The following is a 19,790-nucleotide window of genomic DNA, read 5'->3' as shown; positions in this document are numbered from 1 at the left end:
TGCAATAAAGTCTAAAATTAGACCTTCTTCTCCATCTCCACAAAGAGATGAATATCGCCATTGCTTTCCTGCGGAATGCGCCTCACCATTTCAAAGCCCATATTGAGATAAAGCTGCTGGGCTCGGTGATTGAAGTCAGCCACGGATAACCTGATGACTTGGGGCGCAAAATTTTCCATGATAAAACCCAGAATTTCCTGCAAAAATGCCGCGCCCTGACCTTTTCCGCAGTGCTCCGGCTTCATCCCCAAACCAAGCTCCAAAATTCGATTTCCTTTCTGCTCTAAGCAGAAAAATCCATAGAGTTCCCCTTCTCTCAGGACTTGATAATAACGGTCCCCACGCGCTTCAGGGGAGACCATTTCTTCATAATCCTCCAAGTCATTTTTCATGTCATAAAAGTCATAAGGCACCTCATAATGCCAGTCCTTAGCAATTTCTAAAGCATGCTGCTGGGTTAGTGGTTCAATCATCATCTACTCCTCTTTTTTCTAAAATCCCCAATAAAAGCGTTTCTGGTCTGCTTTTTCGCTGCAGCCGAGGCTGCGATAAAATTCATGGGCTGCGGAGCGGGAAATGCCTGAATTAATCCGAATTCCTGTGTAGCCTGCTGCTTTTCCCTCTTCACGCAAAGCTTGCATCAGCGCTCTGCCATGTCCCTGCCCTTGAAAATCCTGAGCGACGGCCAAAGCCAAGAGATTGAGCAAGGACGGGAAATAGAGACAGTCGTAGCTAGCAGCATGAGCATAGCCTATGACCTGACCGTCTTCTTCAACTACCAAAATCAAATGCTGGTCATTCTCTAGTAACTTTTTCAGTTGAGCCTTCGTCGCTTCCCTATCGAAATCGTAGCCCAGACACTCATCATTGAGCCGCTGAATGGCTGCAGCATCTCTTAGTTTTACTTTACGAATCATCTGTCACCTCGTTCTTCTCTTTATTATAGCAGAAAAGCAGTCTCTTTGACTGCTTTCAATGAACTATTCTCCTATCTGTCCCTTCAACCAAGACTCCGCCTCTTCTAAAGGCTGGTCTGTTAGGACATCGGGCTGAATTGCCTCATTCTTATAAAGCTTGCCCGTGCGATCTAGGATACTCGAGGTAGTCAAGAGCAAAACCGCTCCATCATATAGTTGATAATAATTATTTCCCGTAGTATAGCTTGCCGTTGGCTGACCAAAAATTTTAACATTTTCAAGTCCCTTAAAAGCTAAAGCAGTCATTTCTCCTGAGCTTCCTGTACGTTCATTGGTAAGGACGGCTATGGGCACTTTCTTTGCTTTATCATCAGTCTGCTCCAAACCAAGCTGTTTCAGAATATCTGATCGAGAAACCGCGCTCTTGCTTCCATTTTTTTCAATGAATTGGAAGAGGTCTTCATCAGGCAGAAGAGAGGATAGTCCAGCAAGCATCGGATACATATTCCCGCCGGTATTATCTCTCAAATCCACAAGAACTGCCTGATAATCATCCTTTTTAAGAGCTGCTGACAGTTTCTTGGCATAAGTCTTCGCCGCTTGTGCATCACCGGTAAAAGCAGGAACTTTTAAATAGAGAATACCCTCCCGATTCTGCACTTCAGGCTGATTTTTGCTTTCCGGACTATTTTCGGGATTATCCTGTGGACTTAAAAAATAAGAATGTTTCCCGCCAGCCTCTTTGGTTAATTTTTCCAAGACAGGATAGGTATCTTGATAAGTCTTGGCAGATTCAAGTTTCTCTAAGGCTTTCTTCTTCTCATTTTCCCAATCTTTATCCGTATAAAGACCGAAATCAAGCTTTTTCACGACCGAGCGAGCGTAGTCTTGCGGACTAGGCGGAAAAAGAAAAATGCCATAGTCTGGACCAAAGTAGGCTAGAAAACCTATTAAAAGAGCAAGCAAAACCAGTACTGTCCCCAAGCAACCTAAAAGGACTTTTTTCATAATTGCACAACCTTTCTTGTGAGGATTTCTGAGCTAATTGTAGCAAAATAGAGACACGTTTTCCATGTCTCTACCTTACATTTATCATCGTCAATCTTACATTTTTGTAAGATGATTTCGTTTAAATCTACAAAAGCTTATTTCCATCTCTCACTCTTGGAAAATGCAATCATCAAACCAGACCCAGCCAGAACTGCCAGAATAACAAGACAGATATTTTTGAGTGGATAGAGCCAGTCTTTATTTTTCTCATGCCAAGTTGTCTTCCAAAGCCCGACATAATCAGCATTCATATCTTCGGGCTGGTTCAGCTGAATATTAATCACAATCGCCAGCAAAATCAGGGCAAACAAAGCAAGGACAAAGAGCCAGATTTTCTTCTTTTGGGTTAGGTTAAGGTTCTTCATTGTTTTCTATTTCTATTAGTTCAAATTCTATCTCTTTGTCTCCACTAACTTCTATACCTCTGAAAAACAAGACTATTCCAATAAAAATAGGTATTAATAAAAAGAATCTGGGCTGAGTAAAAAACATAACAAACAATACTACACTTGATAAAGTGCTTAATACCAATAATTGACGAATGCTAAACCGTTTCATTTACCACACCTCTATTCCGTTAGGCAATTTTTTAATAGGCTCTTTTGTCCTTACTTTTCCAATCAAGCTAAGTTTGCAACCTTTTTTATTTAGAAAAAATTCAAGCCGTTTCTTTCTATAATACTTTACAAGAAACATAGCAAGAACCATCGATCCTATCGCCACACCAATATTTACAAGACCAGTTCCGATATCCATTGGTCGATTTATTGGCCCAAAGAAAAAATTTAGTGGAATTATTTTTCTCAGCATTCTAGCCAAGATAAGACCTATGGAAGTTCCTGCAATAGCAGGTAGATTATTTGATTTGTTTAAAAATTCAGTATGCGGTATGAAAGAATAGTCTGTTTGATAAACCTTTCTAGAACAGCCACAAGACATTGTTCCATTTCTCTCCACGAGATATTCCTGTCCATTATCAGAAATTATTAAGAACCATCCGAGAAAAGTTTTCTTACCATTCAAAGAGATATTATAGCATCGGCCTTTTATACAATTTTTCTTCATAAAACTCTTTCTGCTTTGTTTATAGTTACCAAGTTTCTGCACTTCATCTTCTCAACCAATCTCTTCGCTACTTCTCTTTTACAGCGATTTCTGAGTTTCGATAGCCATAGAAAGCATAGATGAGACTTCCCAGCGCTAGGGCAATTCCAAAGGCCTGCCAGGTTTCCTTGGTATACTGGGTCATGAAGGACAGGCAGATGATAATGGATAAAATCGGTGTCAGAGGTACTAGAGGCGTTTTGAATTCTCCCGCTTTGGGCATTCCTTGATCTTTCCGCAATTTCAAGACAGCAAGTGCCAATAAAATCAGATAGGCCAAGGTACAGATATTGAGGAAAGAGGCGATGCTAGCCAAGGGGAAGATACCGGCACAGACAGCTGAGGCAATCCCTACTAAAATCGTTGCATTCTTTGGCACCCGACTGGTATCTGTCAATTTTTTAAAAGAGCGAGGCAAGAGACCATCACGTGCAATACTGTAAATCATCCGCGACAGGGCGTAGGTCATGGAGATACAGACTGTAATCAGAGTCAAAATAGCGACGATAGAGATATAGTTAGCTGCCCAGCCAAGTCCGACGCTGCGCAGGGCAAAGGCCACCGCATCAGAAACATCCAGCTTGCTATAGTGGACAATCCCGGTTAAGACCAAGGTCACCAAAATATAGAGAATGGTCACGATGCTCAAGGACAAAACAATCCCGCGCGGAACGTTCTTTTGGGGCTCCTTAATTTCATCGACCGCCATGGAAATGGACTCAAAGCCTAGAAAAGCAAAGAACATGAGTGAAGCTCCAGCCATGATGCCGACCTTCCCACCATAAATTTCTCCAAAGCCAAATGGTGCAAAGTTAGACCAATTTTCTGGTTTGATGAAGAAAAATCCTGCAATAATAAAGAGTGCCAAGGCTGAGAATTTCAAAACCACCAAGGCTGAGTTGAAGCGCAGGGCGGCCTTTGAGTTCAAAAGGACAACTCCCGTAACAAAGGCCAAGACCAGAATGGGCAGCAAGTCCACATAAGTACCTGCTTTGGGATTGAAGGTGCCATTCAGAGCTACCGGCAGCTGGATACCAAAGCCGCTCAGCAAGCCCTTCAGATAAGAGCCCCAGCCAGAGGCAACACCTGAGATAGCGGTCATGAACTCCATGATAGTTAGCCAGCCAGCCAGCCAAGCAGGAAATTCTCCCAGAACCGCATAAATATAACTGTAAGCTCCGCCATTAGCCGGAATCCGTGAGGCAAACTCAGCGTAAAAAAGAGCTGAAATACTCACACAAAGAGCTGAAATGACAATCGAAACGGTCAGAGCAGGCCCAGCATATTTGGCTGCTCCAGTCCCTGTAATGGTGAAAATCCCAGTTCCTACCATGGCCCCAATACCAAGCAAAATTAAATCAGGAATTTTCAAGTGACGGCGCATACCCGTTCTGTCCTTACTGGCATCTTTTTTTCTAAAAATATTCATCTATTCTTATTCTCCTAATTGCATTAACGCCCTATTTTATCATATTTCCTCCCTTTTAGGAATCTTTCTCAGAAAAATACCGAAAAGAAAGGCTGAGAAAAATCTCAGCCTAGGTCTTTAAAATAGATGAAAGATATATAGAGCCTGTTTCTGCTATCACATAGCCACAATTTTGCGATAGCTGCGAGAAGTAATGAGAAAGACACCAACATATACTGCAATAAATAGAGCGCAAACACCGAGAGTCACTACTAACATAAGTGTGGCATTCAGCACCCCTAAAGCAGATAAAATCAAGCTCAGCATGTGATAGGCAAAAGCCAAATGAAGAAAGGCAAAGATTAGGGGTAGGAAGAAGACTATCAGAATCTGCCTACGAATCGTTTTCTTAATTTGTTTTTCGTCCAATCCAACCTTTTGTAAAATAACAAAGCCTTCTCGATCTTCATAGCCTTCAGAAATCTGCTTGTAGTAGATGATAAGAACAGTTCCAAGCATAAAAACGATTGATAAGAAAATTCCAATAAAGAACATACCGCCTAGCATTCCTTTTATTTCTTGCTTATCAAAGGCAGTCACCGAACCGTAAATAGCTTGATTTTCAGGTAAGGTGGTATTAAAACTGCTTAGCTTTTCTTGGTATGCTTCTTTGAGTTTTCTCTGTTCTTCTTTTGGAAGCTTGAGATTTAATCCTCCATAATAGTTAACATTGACAGCGTAATCGTTCATCAATGAAGAAAAGATTTGACTCGGATTTTTAGCTACCATATAGATTTTTTCAGGCACTATCATATTCATCGGATCGGGTAGATTACCGAAAACGAAATCTTCTTTTAATTTTCTCTTGATTTTTAAATTTTTATCAGCTAGCTGCAAATCTTTTTTGCTATCTAGTTCCAGTCCTTGCTCAAATATGGCCACTTCATCATCTTTAAGCTGAAGATTTTGACCCGTCATTCCTTGATAATCACTCTCAGAAATGGCCAAAATATAAAGATTTGGAGTGAATGATTTCTGTCCCTTAGAATAAATATCTAGCTGATTACCAGCTCGGCTTCTAACTCCTATCGTATAATACTGGTAAATAACTTTTTTACTAATCTGTAGCTGCTGCTCTTGAACAAACTCTGTCAAAGCTTGGTCCAGCACCTCACCTGTTATTTCTTTTCCTTGGATACTGAAATCATGCGGGAACATGGCATTCTGCATATAATCACCACCAGCATAAATGTTGGCTCCACCAGATAAAGTAACCAGAACCATTGTCGACAAAATAGAAATCGTCGCTAAACCGATTGCATTTTTCTTCATTCGAAAAATTAGATTAGATACTGAAATCATGTTATCAGGCTGATAATAAAACGTCTTCTTCTTTTTCAAAAATTGCAAGAAAACAGTTGTTCCTGCATTAAAAAGCAGATAAGTCCCTAGAATAACAAAAAGTACGGCCACGAAGAAAATGATAATGGCTGCCATCGGATTAGATACACCTAAAGCAAGATAATAGCCAAAAACGAGAGAAGACACACCAATAATAGTTTGCAAGAGTAAAAAACGACTCTTTTTCTCCCCGCTATTTTTTTCTTTGACTAATTGCAGAGCATCAAACTTTCTTAAGTAAAAGCCATTCTTAATCAGCAAGCAGAAAAATACAAAAGCATAGAATATGATAATCAATACCATTACAAAAGGTTGAAATGTCGAAACCAGAACCACCTTGGTACCCATGAGCTTGAGCAAAAAGGCATAAATCAGCTGGTCAAAGAGAAGACCTATAGTCAACCCCAAACTCACAGCCACTAGGCCGAAAATCAGCAGCTCAATAAAAGTCATAACAAAGAGATGGCGTTTATTGAGCCCCAACATGCCGTAAAGCCCCAGCTCTTTAGAGCGATTCTTCATTACAAATTGATTGGCATAGAAGACAATAATTCCAGCTGTGATGTTTACAATAACGACCCCAAGAACCAAAACAAAGATAATAGAGCTGGCACCTGTCATTTTGGATAGGTTGGGATTAAAAGCCAAGGAGTTGAAAATATAAGAAATGGCTACAGCCACACAGGTAGCCAGTGCAAAGGGATAATAGAGACGACGGTTCTTAATCAGATTGGATACCGCCAATTTTGCTGCTAATCGAAACACTAGTCCTTCACCTCACTTGCCATAACTGTCAGAGTATCAGAAATCTCTTGGAACATTTGCCGCTCAGTCTTGTCGCCGCGGAAGATTTGATTGTAGAGAATCCCGTCCTTGATGAAGAGCACCCGCTTGGCGCGGCTAGCCGCTGCTGTTGAGTGAGTCACCATGAGAATAGTTTGACCTCGTGCATTAATGTCGTCAAAGACATCTAGCAGGGCTGCTGAAGACTTGGAATCCAAGGCTCCCGTCGGCTCGTCCGCCAGCAGAATCTCAGGATCTGTGATAATTGCCCGAGCTACTGCAACCCGTTGCTTCTGGCCACCGGAAATCTCATAAGGAAACTTCTCTTGCAGCTTGTTAATCCCTAGCTCGTTGCAGGTCGTAACCAGCTTTTGCATCATCTCGGTAATGGGACGACGAGAGAGGACTAGCGGCAGGAGAATATTATCCTTGACCGACAGGGTATCCAACAGATTGAAATCCTGAAATACAAAGCCTAATTTCTCTCGGCGGAAGCTGGAAGCCTGGCTGTTTTTGATGGTTGCTGTGTCAGTTCCGTTGAGAAAGACGCGGCCCTCAGTCGGCTTGTCCAGCATGGCTAGAATGTTGAGCAGGGTGGATTTCCCAGAACCCGACTCCCCCATGATGGCGACATATTCGCCTTTTTCTACCGTAAAATGAATGTCTTTCAAGGCCTCTACTTGGCTGCCCTGAAAGCGGGTTTTATAAATTTTTTTCACATGCTGTACGTCTAATAATGTCATACTCGAACCTCTTTCTTATTTAACTTGATACTACTATCATACCGGAAAGACAGACAAGTTTCCATAACCTAATCTTTCATTTTGCCTGCCAATCTTACATTTTTGTCATCTTGTGCTTCAAGTCGGATAAAGAGAAAAGCCAACTGACCTTTCTCTTATCCTTAAATACTGGAATCTATCAGTGACTGTACAGCCAGAAATAATATTGACTGGAAGCGCAGCCTAGGCGTGTCTTCTCGATTTCTTCCTTGGAAATCTTTTGAGCTTTAGGTTTATTTTGACGATGGTTAAAAAGATTGATTTTCATAGCAAGCCTCCTTCTTGAAATCTGATTATTAGTTTGGAAGACGTTTATCTTCTTTTTCTTTACACTTATAGGATAGCGAATTCCCAGGCTAGCTGCCATAAGATAACCTTTCATTTTAGCCTTTAAACTTACATTTTTGTCACTTAGAAAAAATAGTTTTTAATTGTCCTTAAACTGCGTCAATAGGCATAAATTCACCGATACCTATCGGCTTCTTTCATCAAGGACATAAAAAACCGGAATTTGTTTCCGGTTTTCATGATATATTTCCTAAATTTAAAGATATAGAAGTTTTCTTCCAGAGGAGGTTCAGACTTCTGTCAATACTATCTTGAGCAGGCTATTCTTACTGCCCCTCATCCCCATATTTACCAGTATGAAGATGGGTAATAGTGTCATGACCAGGTAGAGGAGGCAGCCCGCCAGAATCCTTACGGCTGAACACTTCAAGCAAGCCCGGTGTCAATTGAGAATTTTTCAACTGCTCAGGGCTAATCTCATGGACAATTTCTGCTCCTCGTCCCGTCTGTACTTTATAGCCAAATAGCGGGTCAATCAGGGTACCACGCCCGATTGCAACTAAATCCGCAGCTGTATCCTCAATAGCAGCTTCTGCATCTTCCTGACTAAAGATACCACCGATTGTAATCAGTTTAGTTTGCTCATCCATCACTTCCTTAAAATGATCTGCATAGGTCTTGTCTGATCCTGTAGGTTTTGAAGCATAGCCAGCCAAAAGCGACAAATGGATGTAGTCTAATTCGTGCTTGACCAGCTCCTTGACCAAAAGCTTGGCTTCTTCATAAGTATAGCCCACTTGACCTTTATGGATTTCATCTGGGCTAATCCGATAGCCAATAATAAAATCTTCTGGCGCATACTTGGCTGCAGCACGCTTCACTTCCTCGACTACTGCCAAAGGAAAAGCCATACGTTTTTCCAAAGTTCCACCCCATCTGTCCTGACGAACATTGGAAGTGCTAGAAAAGAATTGCTGCAGCAGATAGTGATTGGCACCATGGATTTCCACTCCTGAAAAACCAGCTTGAACTGCACGTTTGACTGCCCGACCAAAATCCTTGATAATTTCAAGGATTTCTTCATCGGTCAATTCTCTCACCGGATATGGCAAGAAAGAAAAATCTAAGGCACTGGGAGCCAATACTTCCTCACCCTTCAAAGCACGGCCGGAAGCTGCTATCCCACCATGATGAAGCTGCAAAATCGCTTTATTGCCATCTTTTTGAAGGGCAGTAGCTAATTTTCTCTCCCCTTCGATGTGGTCATCAGAGTAAATACCTAATTGAACTGGATAGCCAGTCTGGTAACAAGGCCCTCCTGATGGACTGACATAATGAAATTCAGTAATCAAAAGACTGGCTGCCTGAGAGCGTGCTCCGTAGTATCGCAAAGTATCATCAGACACAAATCCTCCTTCTAAGCCACTAAAAGTATACATAGGGGACAGCACCAAACGGTTGGTTAATTTGGCACCGTGGCGCAATTGAATCGGGTCTATAATTTGTTTAGACATAGTAAAAATATCCTTTCTTCTTTGACAACTATTATAGAAGATTCAGAGGCAAAAACAAGGGCTTTTCAGTAAGTGGTATTAACCATCCGGTATCCGGTAAGAAAACGATGGTCAGTTGCATAAAAAAACAAGCGTCAATTTTCATTGACACTTGCTTTCTGTTTTATTTTTTGAAACGGATTCCGAAATAAACCCCACAACCAACTATCAGAATCAGACCAAAAGCAAGTAGCGTAAAGCTGATTTCTGTACCTGTGAAAGGCAGAATTTTCTTCGTCTTTCCCTTGTCTCCAGGTTTATCTTGGTCTTTTTCTATTGGTTTATCTTGATTTGATTTTTTCGGATCTGGTTCATCTGTTTTTTTAGACGGATCCTTGTCTGGGCCAGTCGGTTTCGTTTGGTCAGTTACGACTAACGTCCCATCCTTGTATTCTACTGTATTTCCGTCAGCATTTACAACTGTTACTGTGCCATCGAGATTCACTTGGAACACAATGTCGGTAACAGCTAGGTAACCGGTTGGGGCTGCAGCTTCATGGAAGGTATATACTCCAGGAGCTAATCCAAGCTCATGCGATGTATTTGCTTCTGAAGTCCATTTTGCTACAGGATTGCCAGTTGCCTCTTTGCCTTGGAAAATTTGAATCTCTGCACCAGCAATTTCTGTACCGCCGAGGTTGACCTTACTGAAGGTTACCTTACGTGGAAGATTATCGTCCTTATCCGTTACTGTAACAGTTGAGCCGTTGGTTACGACCTTGTTCTCTTCACCCTTAGAGTCTTTCTCGCCGACATTGGTTACTTCTACTGTTCCGTCAGTTTTTACTTGGAAAGTAATGTCTGTCACTTTGAGGTAGCCGGTTGGTGCCGCTTCCTCATGGAAGGTGTAAGTACCTGGAGTCAAGTTCAATTCTTTAGACTTACCAGCTTCAGATGTCCAGCTTTCTACTGCTTGGCCTTCTGCCTTGTTGCCCTTGTAGATCTTGATTTGAGCTCCTGCGATTTCTGTACCACCAAGGTTTACTTTACTGAAAGTAATCGCTTTGGGACTATCATCGTCTTTATCCGTTACTGTAACAGTTGAGCCGTTGGTTACGACCTTGTTCTCTTCACCCTTGGAGTCTTTCTCTCCGACATTGGTCACTTCCACCGTTCCATCATGTTTGACTTGGAATGTGATGTCCGTTACTTTGAGGTAACCCGTTGGAGCCGCTTCCTCATGGAAGGTATAAGTGCCAGGTGCCAAGTTGATGTCCTTAGACTTACCTGCTTCGGATGTCCAGCTTTCGACTGCGTTTCCTTCAGCTTTCTCGCCCTTGTAAACCTTGATCTCAGCACCGGCGATTTCAGCACCACCGAGGTTGACTTTGCTGAATGTCACCTTACGTGGGAGATCATCGTCCTTGTCGGTAATAGTTACTGTTGAACCATTGGTTGCAACGGTGTTAGCTTCGCCCTTAGCGTCTTTTTCTCCTACGCTAATCACTTCCACTGTACCGTCATACTTGACTTGGAATGTGATGTCGGTAACCTTAAGGTAACCGGTTGGGGCTGCCTCCTCATGGAAGGTGTAAGTGCCAGGTACTAAATTTATATCCTTAGACTTACCAGCTTCAGAAGTCCAGCTTTCGACTGCTGTGCCTTCAGCCTTGTTGCCCTTGTAGATCTTGATTTGAGCTCCTGCGATTTCTGTACCACCAAGGTTTACTTTACTGAAAGTAATCGCTTTGGGACTGTCATCGTCTTTATCGGTTACAGTTAGAGTTGCACCATTCGCTACAACACGGTTGTCTTCACCCTTAGAGTCTTTCTCTCCGACATTGGTCACTTCTACTGTTCCGTCAGTTTTCACTTTGAAAGTGATGTCGGTCACTTTGAGGTAGCCTGTTGGAGCGGCTTCCTCATGGAAGGTATAAGTACCAGGTGCTAAGTTGATGTCTTTAGACTTACCAGCTTCGGATGTCCAGCTTTCAACTGCATCGCCTTCAGCTTTCTCGCCCTTGTAAATCTTGATCTCAGCACCGGCAATTTCAGTACCGCCAAGGTTGACCTTACTGAAGGTCACCTTACGTGGGAGATCATCGTCCTTGTCAGTCACTGCAACAGTTGAACCGTTTGTCGCTACGGTGTTAGCTTGGCCCTTAGCGTCCTTCTCACCAACATTGGTCACTTCCACTGTGCCGTCATGTTTGACTTGGAAGGTGATATCCGTTACTTTGAGGTAGCCCGTTGGAGCGGCTTCCTCATGGAAGGTATAAGTACCGGGTGCTAAGTTGATGTCCTTAGACTTACCAGCTTCGGATGTCCAGCTTTCTACTGCTTGGCCTTCAGCTTTTTCGCCCTTGTAAATCTTGATTTGAGCACCGGCAATCTCAGTACCGCCTAGGTTTACTTTACTGAAAGTCACCTTACGCGGGAGATCATCATCCTTATCGGTTACTGTAACAGTCGAACCATTTGTCGCAACGGTGTTAGTTTCGCCCTTAGAGTCTTTCTCGCCAACATTGGTCACTTCCACTGTACCATCATGCTTGACTTGGAAGGTGATGTCGGTCACTTTGAGGTAGCCTGTTGGAGCGGCTTCCTCATGGAAAGTATAAGTACCTGGAGTCAAGTTTAATTCTTTAGACTTACCAGCTTCAGAAGTCCAGCTTTCTACTGCTTGGCCTTCAGCTTTTTCGCCCTTGTAGATCTTGATTTCAGCACCTGCAATTTCAGTACCACCTAGGTTAACCTTACTAAAGGTAATCTTACGCGGTAGGTCATCATCTTTGTCAGTCACCGTAACAGTTGAACCATTAGTTGCAACGGTGTTAGATTCACCCTTAGCGTCTTTCTCGCCAACATTAGTCACTTCCACTGTGCCATCTGTTTTGACTTGGAAGGTGATATCAGTAACTTTAAGGTAACCCGTTGGAGCTGCTTCCTCATGGAAGGTATAAGTACCTGGTGCCAAGTTGATGTCCTTAGACTGATTAGCTTCGGATGTCCAGCTTTCTACTGCTTGGCCTTCAGCTTTGTCTCCCTTGTAGATCTTAATCTCTGCACCAGCAATCTCAGTACCGCCGAGATTGACCTTACTGAAAGTAATGGCTTTAAGACTATTGTCCTCTTTATCGGTTACAGTAAGAACCAAGCCATTTGCTTCAACAGAATCTGTTGCTCCTTTAGCATCAACTGTAATGGTGCCATCAGAATGAACTGTGAATTTAATATCTTCTACAGCTACAAATCCAGCAGGAGCAAGGCTCTCTTTCAGAGAATAAGTTCCTGGAGCTAATTTTACTACCTTAGATGCGTTGGCTTCGGATGTCCACTCTGCAAGAGGCTTAGCTTCAGGACGAATCTGACTGCCTTTGTAGAGTTTCAATTTCGCACCAGGAATTTCCTTCCCGTTTGGATCTACTTTCTTGATCGTCACATCTCGTTCTGAGTCGTCATCCTTGTCTGTTACCTTCAAGATTGCTCCGTCAGTCACAACCTTATTGTTTTCACCTTTGGAGTCTTTCTCACCGACATTGGTCACTTCCACTGTGCCGTCATGTTTGACTTGGAAAGTGATGTCGGTTACTTTCAGGTAACCAGTTGGAGCTGCTTCCTCATGGAAGGTGTAAATACCAGGCTCCAAATTGATTGCTTTAGACTGATTAGCTTCGGAAGTCCAGCTTTCTACTGCTTGACCCTGCGCTTTGTTGCCTTTGAAAATCTTAATTTGAGCGCCAGCAATCTCAGTACCGCCCAGGTTGACCTTACTGAAGGTAATGGCTTTAGGACTATTGTCCTCCTTGTCAGTAATCGTCAGAATTGAACCTGCTGCTTGAACGGTATCTTCTGCTCCTTTTTTCACAAGAGCAACAGTACCATTAGCACCTACTGTAAATGTGATATCTTCTACATATTGATAACCAGCAGGAGCGTTAGCTTCAGTCAGTGTATAGGTTCCTGGAGACAATTTTATTACTTTAGAAGTGTCAGCCTCAGAAGTCCAGTCTGCAACGGGAGCTTCTTCCTGAACAACATGATCACCTTTATAGATTTTCAGTTGCGCACCAGGAATTTCTTTCCCATTTGGATCTACTTTTTTGAAAGTTACATCCTGCTCGGTTACCGTCTTCTTATTGACGATCTCGCGCGATACAGATTTGTCTGTTCCAAAATCCTGGGAACCAATCTTAATTTCCTCAGTTAATTTATCATATCCTGTAGGAGGAGTAACTTCACGGATGGTATAATCATCACGCAACAAGTCACCCAAGTTGGCATTCCCGTTAGAATCTGTGGTTAATTTTCCGACAACTGCACCGCTCCGATCACGAACAACTTCAAATTCTGCACCTTGCAAGTTCTCACCATTTTCATTAACCTTATGAAGCTTAATAGTGAAAACATAGCCTTCTCCAACACCGCCGGCAATCTGATAAGAACGATTTTCAGCTGATGTCGTTGTCTGACCACCATTATAGGTCATGGTAGCACTGTTGGAAACGCGCTCACCATCAACTAGATCGTAATCTGCTTTTGTCTTATAGTCCAGCAAATACCCGAAACCATCCATGTCGCCAAGGTCAATCGTGAATCCATCACCAGCAGCATTTTCCGTAATTTTTGATTGGAAATTTGCTGTCACGTCTTCTGTTGAATCCCGCACCCAATCTCCATTATTCCAGCGCCAAGCAATTTTATAGACCCGAATTGAGTCCCTCATGATTTTAAAATTAGGCGAGGTAATCTTGTCAGTTATCGTTACATCGGTATAATGTTCCATATTGCGGTTAATCGCAATATTGTAATGAACTTCATTCTTACCGTCTTCTGCTGCCTGATAAGAGCTCTTTTCAATTTTTGAGTCATATCTTTTGGGCGGTCCGTTATAATGGACGATTCCCGGATACAACATCCGACCTCCTACGGTAAATCCACCATTCAAGTCACCTTCTTGTCTCACAACATCATGGTCAACTCGTGCATAGAAGAAGAATTCTCCTTGGACACCAGACTTTTGCTCAACATAATTTGTATAGGTCAAAGTAATGGTCTTGTTGGTTGAATCCAAAAATCCATTTGCCACTACGTTATCCGAGCTGTCCTTAAGTTCAATAGCTGAAGAGTTCCCAAAAGCATACTCAGAAGGCAAGGTGATTGTTGTCGTATCTCCTTGATGTACTTGGTTATCCGGCAAGACAAACTTTGCGTAAACTCGAAAAGTTTCCCAAATATCAACCCCCTGCGTTAATTCTCCACCAGAAGAATTCTTTATACTCATCTCCGTGATAGCATTACCAATCTCAGCTGCTTGCACCTGAGTCAGTGGAGCCAAAGATGGCAGAATTACTCCTAAAAAAAGAATAATAAGGTGGAGCAATGCTCTAATCCTTTTGTTCATGCAATTTTCCTTTCTCACAATATTCAGTTTTAAATGTACAATGTAATTGTATACTAACTGAGCTTCCCCATCTTGTCAGTGCCCACTTTCTAAAAAGCGAACATTTATAGATACATTACATCTACATTTTATCATACTATAAGAAAAATGGCTATACACAAAAGGAGATTTTTTTTTACATTTGTTTACCTTTTTGTCATTTAGAAAAGGTAGACGATTTGCATAGTTCATTTGCAAATCAGATCAATATTGTTAAGGTCAATCGTGTCTGATAAGCAATGTCCCTAATAAAGCAGAAAAACCGGAAACAAAGTCCGGTTCTTCTGATTTATTTCCTAAACGTCAGGGCATAAAATTTTCCGTCCCAGAGGAGTTTCAACTCCTTCTCTTTGACACCGGCCGGTATAGCGGCCTCAATTTCTCCTAAATCAACAGTAGCGTCCTTAAAATAGTCCTTGCTGAAGTGGTTCTTCTTATATTGCTGGTCCACATAGTCTGCCGTCTCGTCTGAGATCATAATCTTAGTTCCTGGCTTAGCCACTCGCAGCATTTCCTGCATGGCCTTGGCCTTATCGCTAAAGAAATTAATTCCGCCGATATGATAGACGATGTCAAAGCTATTATCCGCAAAGGGCAGGTCCTCTGCACAAGCATGAAAGAGCTTCAGATTGGTCTTCTTGGCGCAGGATTTCTGGCATTTTTTTAGCATGCCTATGGAAATATCCGCCCCAACAAAGTCTAGGCTTTTCAGGTCAATATTTTCAGGAATGTAGCGCAGGTCTTGACCCGTCCCGATAGAGACATAAAGGACGGATAGATGATCCTTCCATTCTATTTCTGCCATCTGGTCCTTTCTCAGCTTGTCAATAGCCTTGCCATGGAGAAGTGGCCCCATCCATTTCTCACCAAAATCATACCAGCGAGCCAAGCGATTGTACATGGTCATATACTTGGCATTGTCCCCTGAGACATAGTCCGGATTCAGCGCCAGATAGATGTCTCCATCTTTTTGAAAATCCGCCAACTTCAAACCTGGCTTCAGCTTCTCTTGTATTTTTGTATCTGTCATATCTTCTGTCTCCTTTTTCTATTTGCCATTTATTATAGAGGATTCTGAGACAAAAACAAGAGTTTTTCCGTAAGTGGCTGCCCTGCATGAGTAACTGGAAGAAATTGCTAAGTAAGCTGCAAAAAAACTAGACAAAAAATGTGCAAACAAAAGAAGATAAAGCATTCTGCTCTATCCTCTCTTTATTTATTTGCTCAGTCGAGTCTTACGGTAAAGTCCTAAAAGAGCCAGGACTACCAGACCAGCAAGAACCAATCCAAGGCTTTCAGCAGAGCCAGTCGCAGGAAGAACTTTTTTAGATTTTCCTTGACTGTCTGCTGCTTTATCAGAATCAGATGATTGATTTGGCTTAATACCGCCTTGAACTGCTTTATCAGGGGTACCAGGTTCAGCTGGTGCCGCTTGGTCAGTAATGAACAACTTACCATCCGTATATTCTACAGCATTGCTATTAGCGTCTAGAACTGTTACAGTACCATCTTCATTAACTTGGAAGATAATATCTGTCACAGCCAAGTAACCTGTCGGAGCCGCTTCTTCATGGAAGGTGTAAATACCCGGCTCTAGGTTAATTTCTTTAGATTTGTTAGCTTCTGAAGTCCAAGATGCGACAGGGCTGCCCTTGCTTTCCCGTCCCTTGAAAATCTGAATCTGAGCACCGGCAATTTCCTCACCAGCTAGATTGACCTTACTGAAAGTAACCTGTTTTTCCGTTGGAGTCTGCGTTTGCTTATTGACCACATTGACTGCAACCAGTCTGCTGTCTCCAGAATCTCCAGATGCCGGACTGCCGACGTTCAAAGTTTTACCAAAGTCTGCTGGACTGATAGTAATATCCTCTGTCAGGCGGTCATAACCAGTTGGAGCAGTCGTTTCACGCAGGATATAAGTGTCGCGTAGAAGATTACCAACTTCCGCATTCCCATCCGCATCTGTCGTGATTGTTCCAACAACCTTATTGGTCGCTTTCCGCACCACTTCAAAGACTGCACCGCTCAGAGAAGCATTAGACTCATCTGTCTTGTGAACCTTAACCTTGAAGTTATAGCCTTCTGACTTTCCGCCAGCAATCTGATAAGAGTATTCATTGGTCACAGACACGGTCTCGGTATTGTTGTAGTTCATGGTAGCTTTATTTCCTACAACCTCTCCATCAGCCAAATCATAATCAGCCAATGTCTTGTACTCAAGCAGGTAACCGAAACCTTCTACGTCACCGAAGTTGATTGTCAAGCTATCACCTTCAGCTCCAAAGGTCATTTTAGACTGGAAGTCTGCTGTTACGTCTTCAGTCGAATCACGTGCCCAATCACCATTATTCCAGCGCCAAGAAACCTTATAAACTCGTACAGAGTCTTGAACAATCTTAGCGTTTGTATTACCCAGCTTGTCCGTCACAGAGACATTTTTGTAGTTGCCCATGTTACGGTTAATGGCTACATTGTAGCGGATTTCATTCTTAGCATCGGCATCCCACTGAAAAGCACTCTTTTCTAGCAGAGACTCATACTTTTTCGGAGGTCCATTATAGTGAATGCTGCCGGCTGGAATTCTATTATTGCCTACCGTGAAAGTAGCTGGAATATCCCTTTCCTCTGTGACAACTTCGTGGTCAATCCGCGAATAGAAGAAAAACTCGCCTCTGACACTGGACTTCTGCTCCACATAGTCTGTGTATGTCAGCGTGATGGTCTTGGCATTGCTATCCAGGACTCCATTAGCCACCAGGGCTCCGTTTTCATCCTTGAGCTCAATAGCTGAGGAATTCCCAAAGGTAAATTCGTTCGGCAAATGAATCACTGTCGTATCACCCGCATGGGCCTGGTTGTCCGGCAGGGCAAACTTAGCATAGACTCGGAAGGTCTGCCAGATATCTACACCATTGGTCAGCTGCTCACCAGAGTTAGTGGTCAGGTGCATCTCAGTGATGACATCATTGAGCTCCGCCGCATGAGCCTTAAGGGTTCCGGCTAGGAAAGGCAGGAACACGCCTAGACAGAGAATGATGAGCTGAAACCATACTCTCAGTTTTTTATTCATGCAATCTTCCTTTCTCACAAGTAAAATTTGTTTAAAAGTACAGCGTATTGGCCAGCCAGTCGAACACGTTCTTTTCATGTTTTTCTGCCTTTTTGACAAACACTGGAAAGACAATACTAATTCATTGTACCATATTGACTATTAAAAAACTATAGGAATGCTCAGAGGGTTTTAACATAAAAAGGAGAAAGAAGATGTTAGTCTTCTCTCTCCTTTTGGTAAGCAAAACAGGCCAAAAGATGACCTAAAAATCATTGAACAACTTCAGCTCTTCTATTTTGACAAAAAGTCAATCTTTCTGTGATGCACTGGAAGTTGCATCTACCTGATTCTGATGTATTTCTTCTTGTTTGGAAGAATTTCTTTCCGTCTCATCTGAAGTGTCGGGCTCTTTCTGTACATGCCCGCAGGCCGTTAGGATAAAGACAGAAATCAGAGCCAGAAACAAGTTCCCAATGTTCTTGAACCTAGACATACGAGTCCTCCATTTATGCGAAACTTGATGAGACTAGCACTCCGCCAAAAATGCCTGCACAGTCTTGACATCTTCTTGACTGCCGCCTCGGTCAATATCGCAGATATGCTGGAGCCCATATTTTTCGATAATCAGGGCAGTCGCCCCGCAGAAGGTCCGGCCGTGTTTAACAGAGTCGCCATTGTTAACAAAACCTTTAATCAGCCCAGGATGTTTCTTGATAAAGCGTTTGGTAGACCAAGGAATTTTCCCAGCTCCAGCATTTCGAGTAATGAGAATACAAGGCTCTTCCAGCTTCTCCTTGATGGTCTGGGTTCGATAGCCCAGTGATTCTGCAAATCGTTTACCAACACCAGTATTTGAATCATAAACTACAATCATCTTCATCACCTACTTTCTTAAAAAAAGAATAGCAAACCAGGCCGCAAAGCCTAAAACCACAACATCTGAGATGAGCATAAGCATGAACTCCAAATCTGGCATCATGTGAATGTACATCAGCAATGCTAAAGTTGTCAAAGCCAGTACCGTCAGCTTAGCAACTGCTGGCAAGCCCGGAATCAAAGCTGCTCCGATTAGGATCACAATGAGACCTCCGACTAAAAATGACTGAAAATCCACACTCAAACTAAAACCAACTGTCACACCGCCGTAGCCAATGGTCAAAAGACCAATCAGCACCAGACACATACCCAAAATAGCCATTCCGCTCATGGCAAATCCTCCTTGCTTATTCATTCTTTTCCTCACTTTCTATTGTTGAATGAACTTTTACGAGTATTCATTCATATCATGATAAAAAATAATGTACTTTATCTAATTACGTTCCTCTCCATTTCCGAATCACAGGACATAACCCATCACCTCCTTTGTTCATAAATAAATGAATGAATGTTTTTATAAATTCATTCATATCTGCTTCTAAGAAAAGGAATTTCCTCTATTTGGAAAAAATTCCCTTAACAAAATATTTAACTAAAGTCTCAAGACTATCGAAGTAGCCTGAAAATTCCTGCTCTGTGACATGCATGTCTATGTAGTAAATCAGGTCATAAACCTTCATGATCTCAGCTATTTTCTCCTTCGAAAAGCCCTCTTCCTGCAAGCGCTGACTGAAGGTCTGAATCAGAAACTGATGAAAGGCATTGGACGCTCGGCCGGAATCCTGATTATAGTAATCATGCAGAATCTGAGAAATGCTTGGCTTGTTCCACTCAGCCAGAATTTTATTGGGTGAAATCAACTCAAAAGTAACTGCAAAAAGTTGTTCAACGATTGCCTCGGGCTCTCCCTGCCAGTCCACACGTCGCATGGTTTCCTCACGTATACGGCTATTTTCAGCAATATAAACCTCCAAGAAGATGGCTTCCTTGGACTCATAATACTTGTAAAAGGATCCGACAGCCATCTGGCTTCTCTTAGCAATATCAGAAATTCCAGCTGCCTTATAGCCTTTTTCTGCAAAGACTTCTCTAGCCGCAGCCAGGAGCTCATTTTTTTTATCCATTTCCACGCCTCTTTTGTGAATGAATTTATTTTTATGTTCATTCATATTTTAACACAATCTTGCCACTTG

At 42.4% G+C, this 19,790-nt stretch carries 18 protein-coding genes; all 18 read right to left on the bottom strand.

All coding sequences use genetic code 11. The features are described 5' to 3' along the window. Window positions 1–17: 17 nt before the first annotated feature. The 18 genes from MFP28_RS03605 to MFP28_RS03520 all read right to left on the bottom strand — a co-directional run bounded on the left by MFP28_RS03605 (window position 18) and on the right by MFP28_RS03520 (window position 19,766). Entirely contained in the window at window positions 18–476 is a 459-nt protein-coding gene (locus MFP28_RS03605) for a GNAT family N-acetyltransferase (RefSeq protein WP_002905998.1), read from the bottom strand. A gap of 15 nt (window positions 477–491) precedes the next feature. Continuing rightward, window positions 492–917 (bottom strand): GNAT family N-acetyltransferase, encoded by a 426-nt coding sequence (locus MFP28_RS03600; protein WP_002905997.1) that lies wholly within the window; start codon window positions 915–917, stop codon window positions 492–494. 63 nt (window positions 918–980) lie between these two features. Beyond that, window positions 981–1,925, bottom strand: a complete 945-nt coding sequence (locus tag MFP28_RS03595; protein ID WP_002905996.1) for a S41 family peptidase — start codon at window positions 1,923–1,925, stop codon at window positions 981–983. 137 nt (window positions 1,926–2,062) lie between these two features. After that, window positions 2,063–2,332, bottom strand: coding sequence for a hypothetical protein (locus MFP28_RS03590; protein ID WP_002905995.1), 270 nt, complete (start codon window positions 2,330–2,332; stop codon window positions 2,063–2,065). Further along, a complete protein-coding gene (locus MFP28_RS03585) occupies window positions 2,319–2,525 on the bottom strand; it encodes a hypothetical protein (RefSeq protein WP_002905994.1) in 207 nt (68 codons plus the stop codon). Before MFP28_RS03585 ends, MFP28_RS03590 begins: the two co-directional genes overlap by 14 nt. After that, window positions 2,526–3,074, bottom strand: coding sequence for a hypothetical protein (locus MFP28_RS03580; protein WP_002905993.1), 549 nt, complete (start codon window positions 3,072–3,074; stop codon window positions 2,526–2,528). A 25-nt stretch (window positions 3,075–3,099) separates the two neighbouring features. After that, a complete protein-coding gene (locus MFP28_RS03575) occupies window positions 3,100–4,500 on the bottom strand; it encodes an amino acid permease (protein WP_002905991.1) in 1,401 nt (466 codons plus the stop codon). A gap of 156 nt (window positions 4,501–4,656) precedes the next feature. Next, complete coding sequence (locus tag MFP28_RS03570) at window positions 4,657–6,645, bottom strand: ABC transporter permease (protein ID WP_002905990.1); 1,989 nt, start codon at window positions 6,643–6,645, stop codon at window positions 4,657–4,659. After that, window positions 6,645–7,406, bottom strand: coding sequence for an ABC transporter ATP-binding protein (locus MFP28_RS03565; RefSeq protein WP_002894797.1), 762 nt, complete (start codon window positions 7,404–7,406; stop codon window positions 6,645–6,647). The genes MFP28_RS03570 and MFP28_RS03565 overlap by 1 nt, the downstream gene beginning before the upstream one ends. 178 nt (window positions 7,407–7,584) lie before the next feature. Then, on the bottom strand, window positions 7,585–7,713 hold the full coding sequence (locus tag MFP28_RS03560; RefSeq protein ID WP_263281503.1) for a hypothetical protein: 129 nt from the start codon (window positions 7,711–7,713) through the stop codon (window positions 7,585–7,587). Window positions 7,714–8,059: 346 nt separating this feature from the next. Next, on the bottom strand, window positions 8,060–9,247 hold the full coding sequence (locus MFP28_RS03555) for an NADH-dependent flavin oxidoreductase (protein WP_002905986.1): 1,188 nt from the start codon (window positions 9,245–9,247) through the stop codon (window positions 8,060–8,062). 163 nt (window positions 9,248–9,410) lie between these two features. Beyond that, window positions 9,411–14,630: a SpaA isopeptide-forming pilin-related protein gene (locus MFP28_RS03550; RefSeq protein WP_002905985.1), complete on the bottom strand. Its 5,220-nt coding sequence runs from the start codon at window positions 14,628–14,630 to the stop codon at window positions 9,411–9,413. Window positions 14,631–14,958: 328 nt separating this feature from the next. After that, window positions 14,959–15,699: a class I SAM-dependent methyltransferase gene (locus MFP28_RS03545; RefSeq protein WP_002897119.1), complete on the bottom strand. Its 741-nt coding sequence runs from the start codon at window positions 15,697–15,699 to the stop codon at window positions 14,959–14,961. Between the two features lie 186 nt (window positions 15,700–15,885). Then, the gene (locus tag MFP28_RS03540; protein ID WP_002905984.1) at window positions 15,886–17,739 is read right to left on the bottom strand and encodes a SpaA isopeptide-forming pilin-related protein; all 1,854 of its coding nucleotides are present in this window, start codon (window positions 17,737–17,739) and stop codon (window positions 15,886–15,888) included. Window positions 17,740–18,028: 289 nt separating this feature from the next. Further along, window positions 18,029–18,214 carry a hypothetical protein gene (locus MFP28_RS03535; RefSeq protein ID WP_002905982.1) on the bottom strand — a complete coding sequence of 62 codons (186 nt, stop codon included), beginning with the start codon at window positions 18,212–18,214 and terminating at the stop codon, window positions 18,029–18,031. Window positions 18,215–18,247: 33 nt separating this feature from the next. Beyond that, window positions 18,248–18,604, bottom strand: a complete 357-nt coding sequence (locus tag MFP28_RS03530) for a class Ib ribonucleoside-diphosphate reductase assembly flavoprotein NrdI (RefSeq protein WP_002905981.1) — start codon at window positions 18,602–18,604, stop codon at window positions 18,248–18,250. After that, the gene (locus MFP28_RS03525) at window positions 18,605–18,952 is read right to left on the bottom strand and encodes a hypothetical protein (protein WP_002905979.1); all 348 of its coding nucleotides are present in this window, start codon (window positions 18,950–18,952) and stop codon (window positions 18,605–18,607) included. Window positions 18,953–19,154: 202 nt separating this feature from the next. Further along, window positions 19,155–19,766, bottom strand: coding sequence for a TetR/AcrR family transcriptional regulator (locus MFP28_RS03520; RefSeq protein ID WP_002905977.1), 612 nt, complete (start codon window positions 19,764–19,766; stop codon window positions 19,155–19,157). Window positions 19,767–19,790 lie beyond the last annotated feature (24 nt).

The sequence above is a fragment of the Streptococcus sanguinis genome, from assembly GCF_050234405.1.
GTDB classification, from domain to species: Bacteria; Bacillota; Bacilli; order Lactobacillales; family Streptococcaceae; genus Streptococcus; species Streptococcus sanguinis_W.
Note: the sequence above shows the minus strand (reverse complement) of the source record. Positions and strands in the feature narration are given on the sequence as shown.

Bases quoted from the DNA above. Each gene is read 5' to 3' on its own strand.
- MFP28_RS03605 (WP_002905998.1), bottom strand. From the start codon at position 476: ATGATGATTGAACCACTAACCCAGCAGCATGCTTTAGAAATTGCTAAG.
- MFP28_RS03600 (WP_002905997.1), bottom strand. From the start codon at position 917: ATGATTCGTAAAGTAAAACTAAGAGATGCTGCAGCCATTCAGCGGCTC.
- MFP28_RS03595 (WP_002905996.1), bottom strand. From the start codon at position 1,925: ATGAAAAAAGTCCTTTTAGGTTGCTTGGGGACAGTACTGGTTTTGCTT.
- MFP28_RS03590 (WP_002905995.1), bottom strand. From the start codon at position 2,332: ATGAAGAACCTTAACCTAACCCAAAAGAAGAAAATCTGGCTCTTTGTC.
- MFP28_RS03585 (WP_002905994.1), bottom strand. From the start codon at position 2,525: ATGAAACGGTTTAGCATTCGTCAATTATTGGTATTAAGCACTTTATCA.
- MFP28_RS03575 (WP_002905991.1), bottom strand. From the start codon at position 4,500: ATGAATATTTTTAGAAAAAAAGATGCCAGTAAGGACAGAACGGGTATG.
- MFP28_RS03565 (WP_002894797.1), bottom strand. From the start codon at position 7,406: ATGACATTATTAGACGTACAGCATGTGAAAAAAATTTATAAAACCCGC.
- MFP28_RS03560 (WP_263281503.1), bottom strand. From the start codon at position 7,713: ATGAAAATCAATCTTTTTAACCATCGTCAAAATAAACCTAAAGCTCAA.
- MFP28_RS03555 (WP_002905986.1), bottom strand. From the start codon at position 9,247: ATGTCTAAACAAATTATAGACCCGATTCAATTGCGCCACGGTGCCAAA.
- MFP28_RS03550 (WP_002905985.1), bottom strand. From the start codon at position 14,630: ATGAACAAAAGGATTAGAGCATTGCTCCACCTTATTATTCTTTTTTTA.
- MFP28_RS03545 (WP_002897119.1), bottom strand. From the start codon at position 15,699: ATGACAGATACAAAAATACAAGAGAAGCTGAAGCCAGGTTTGAAGTTG.
- MFP28_RS03540 (WP_002905984.1), bottom strand. From the start codon at position 17,739: ATGAATAAAAAACTGAGAGTATGGTTTCAGCTCATCATTCTCTGTCTA.
- MFP28_RS03535 (WP_002905982.1), bottom strand. From the start codon at position 18,214: ATGTCTAGGTTCAAGAACATTGGGAACTTGTTTCTGGCTCTGATTTCT.
- MFP28_RS03525 (WP_002905979.1), bottom strand. From the start codon at position 18,952: ATGAATAAGCAAGGAGGATTTGCCATGAGCGGAATGGCTATTTTGGGT.
- MFP28_RS03520 (WP_002905977.1), bottom strand. From the start codon at position 19,766: ATGAATGAACATAAAAATAAATTCATTCACAAAAGAGGCGTGGAAATG.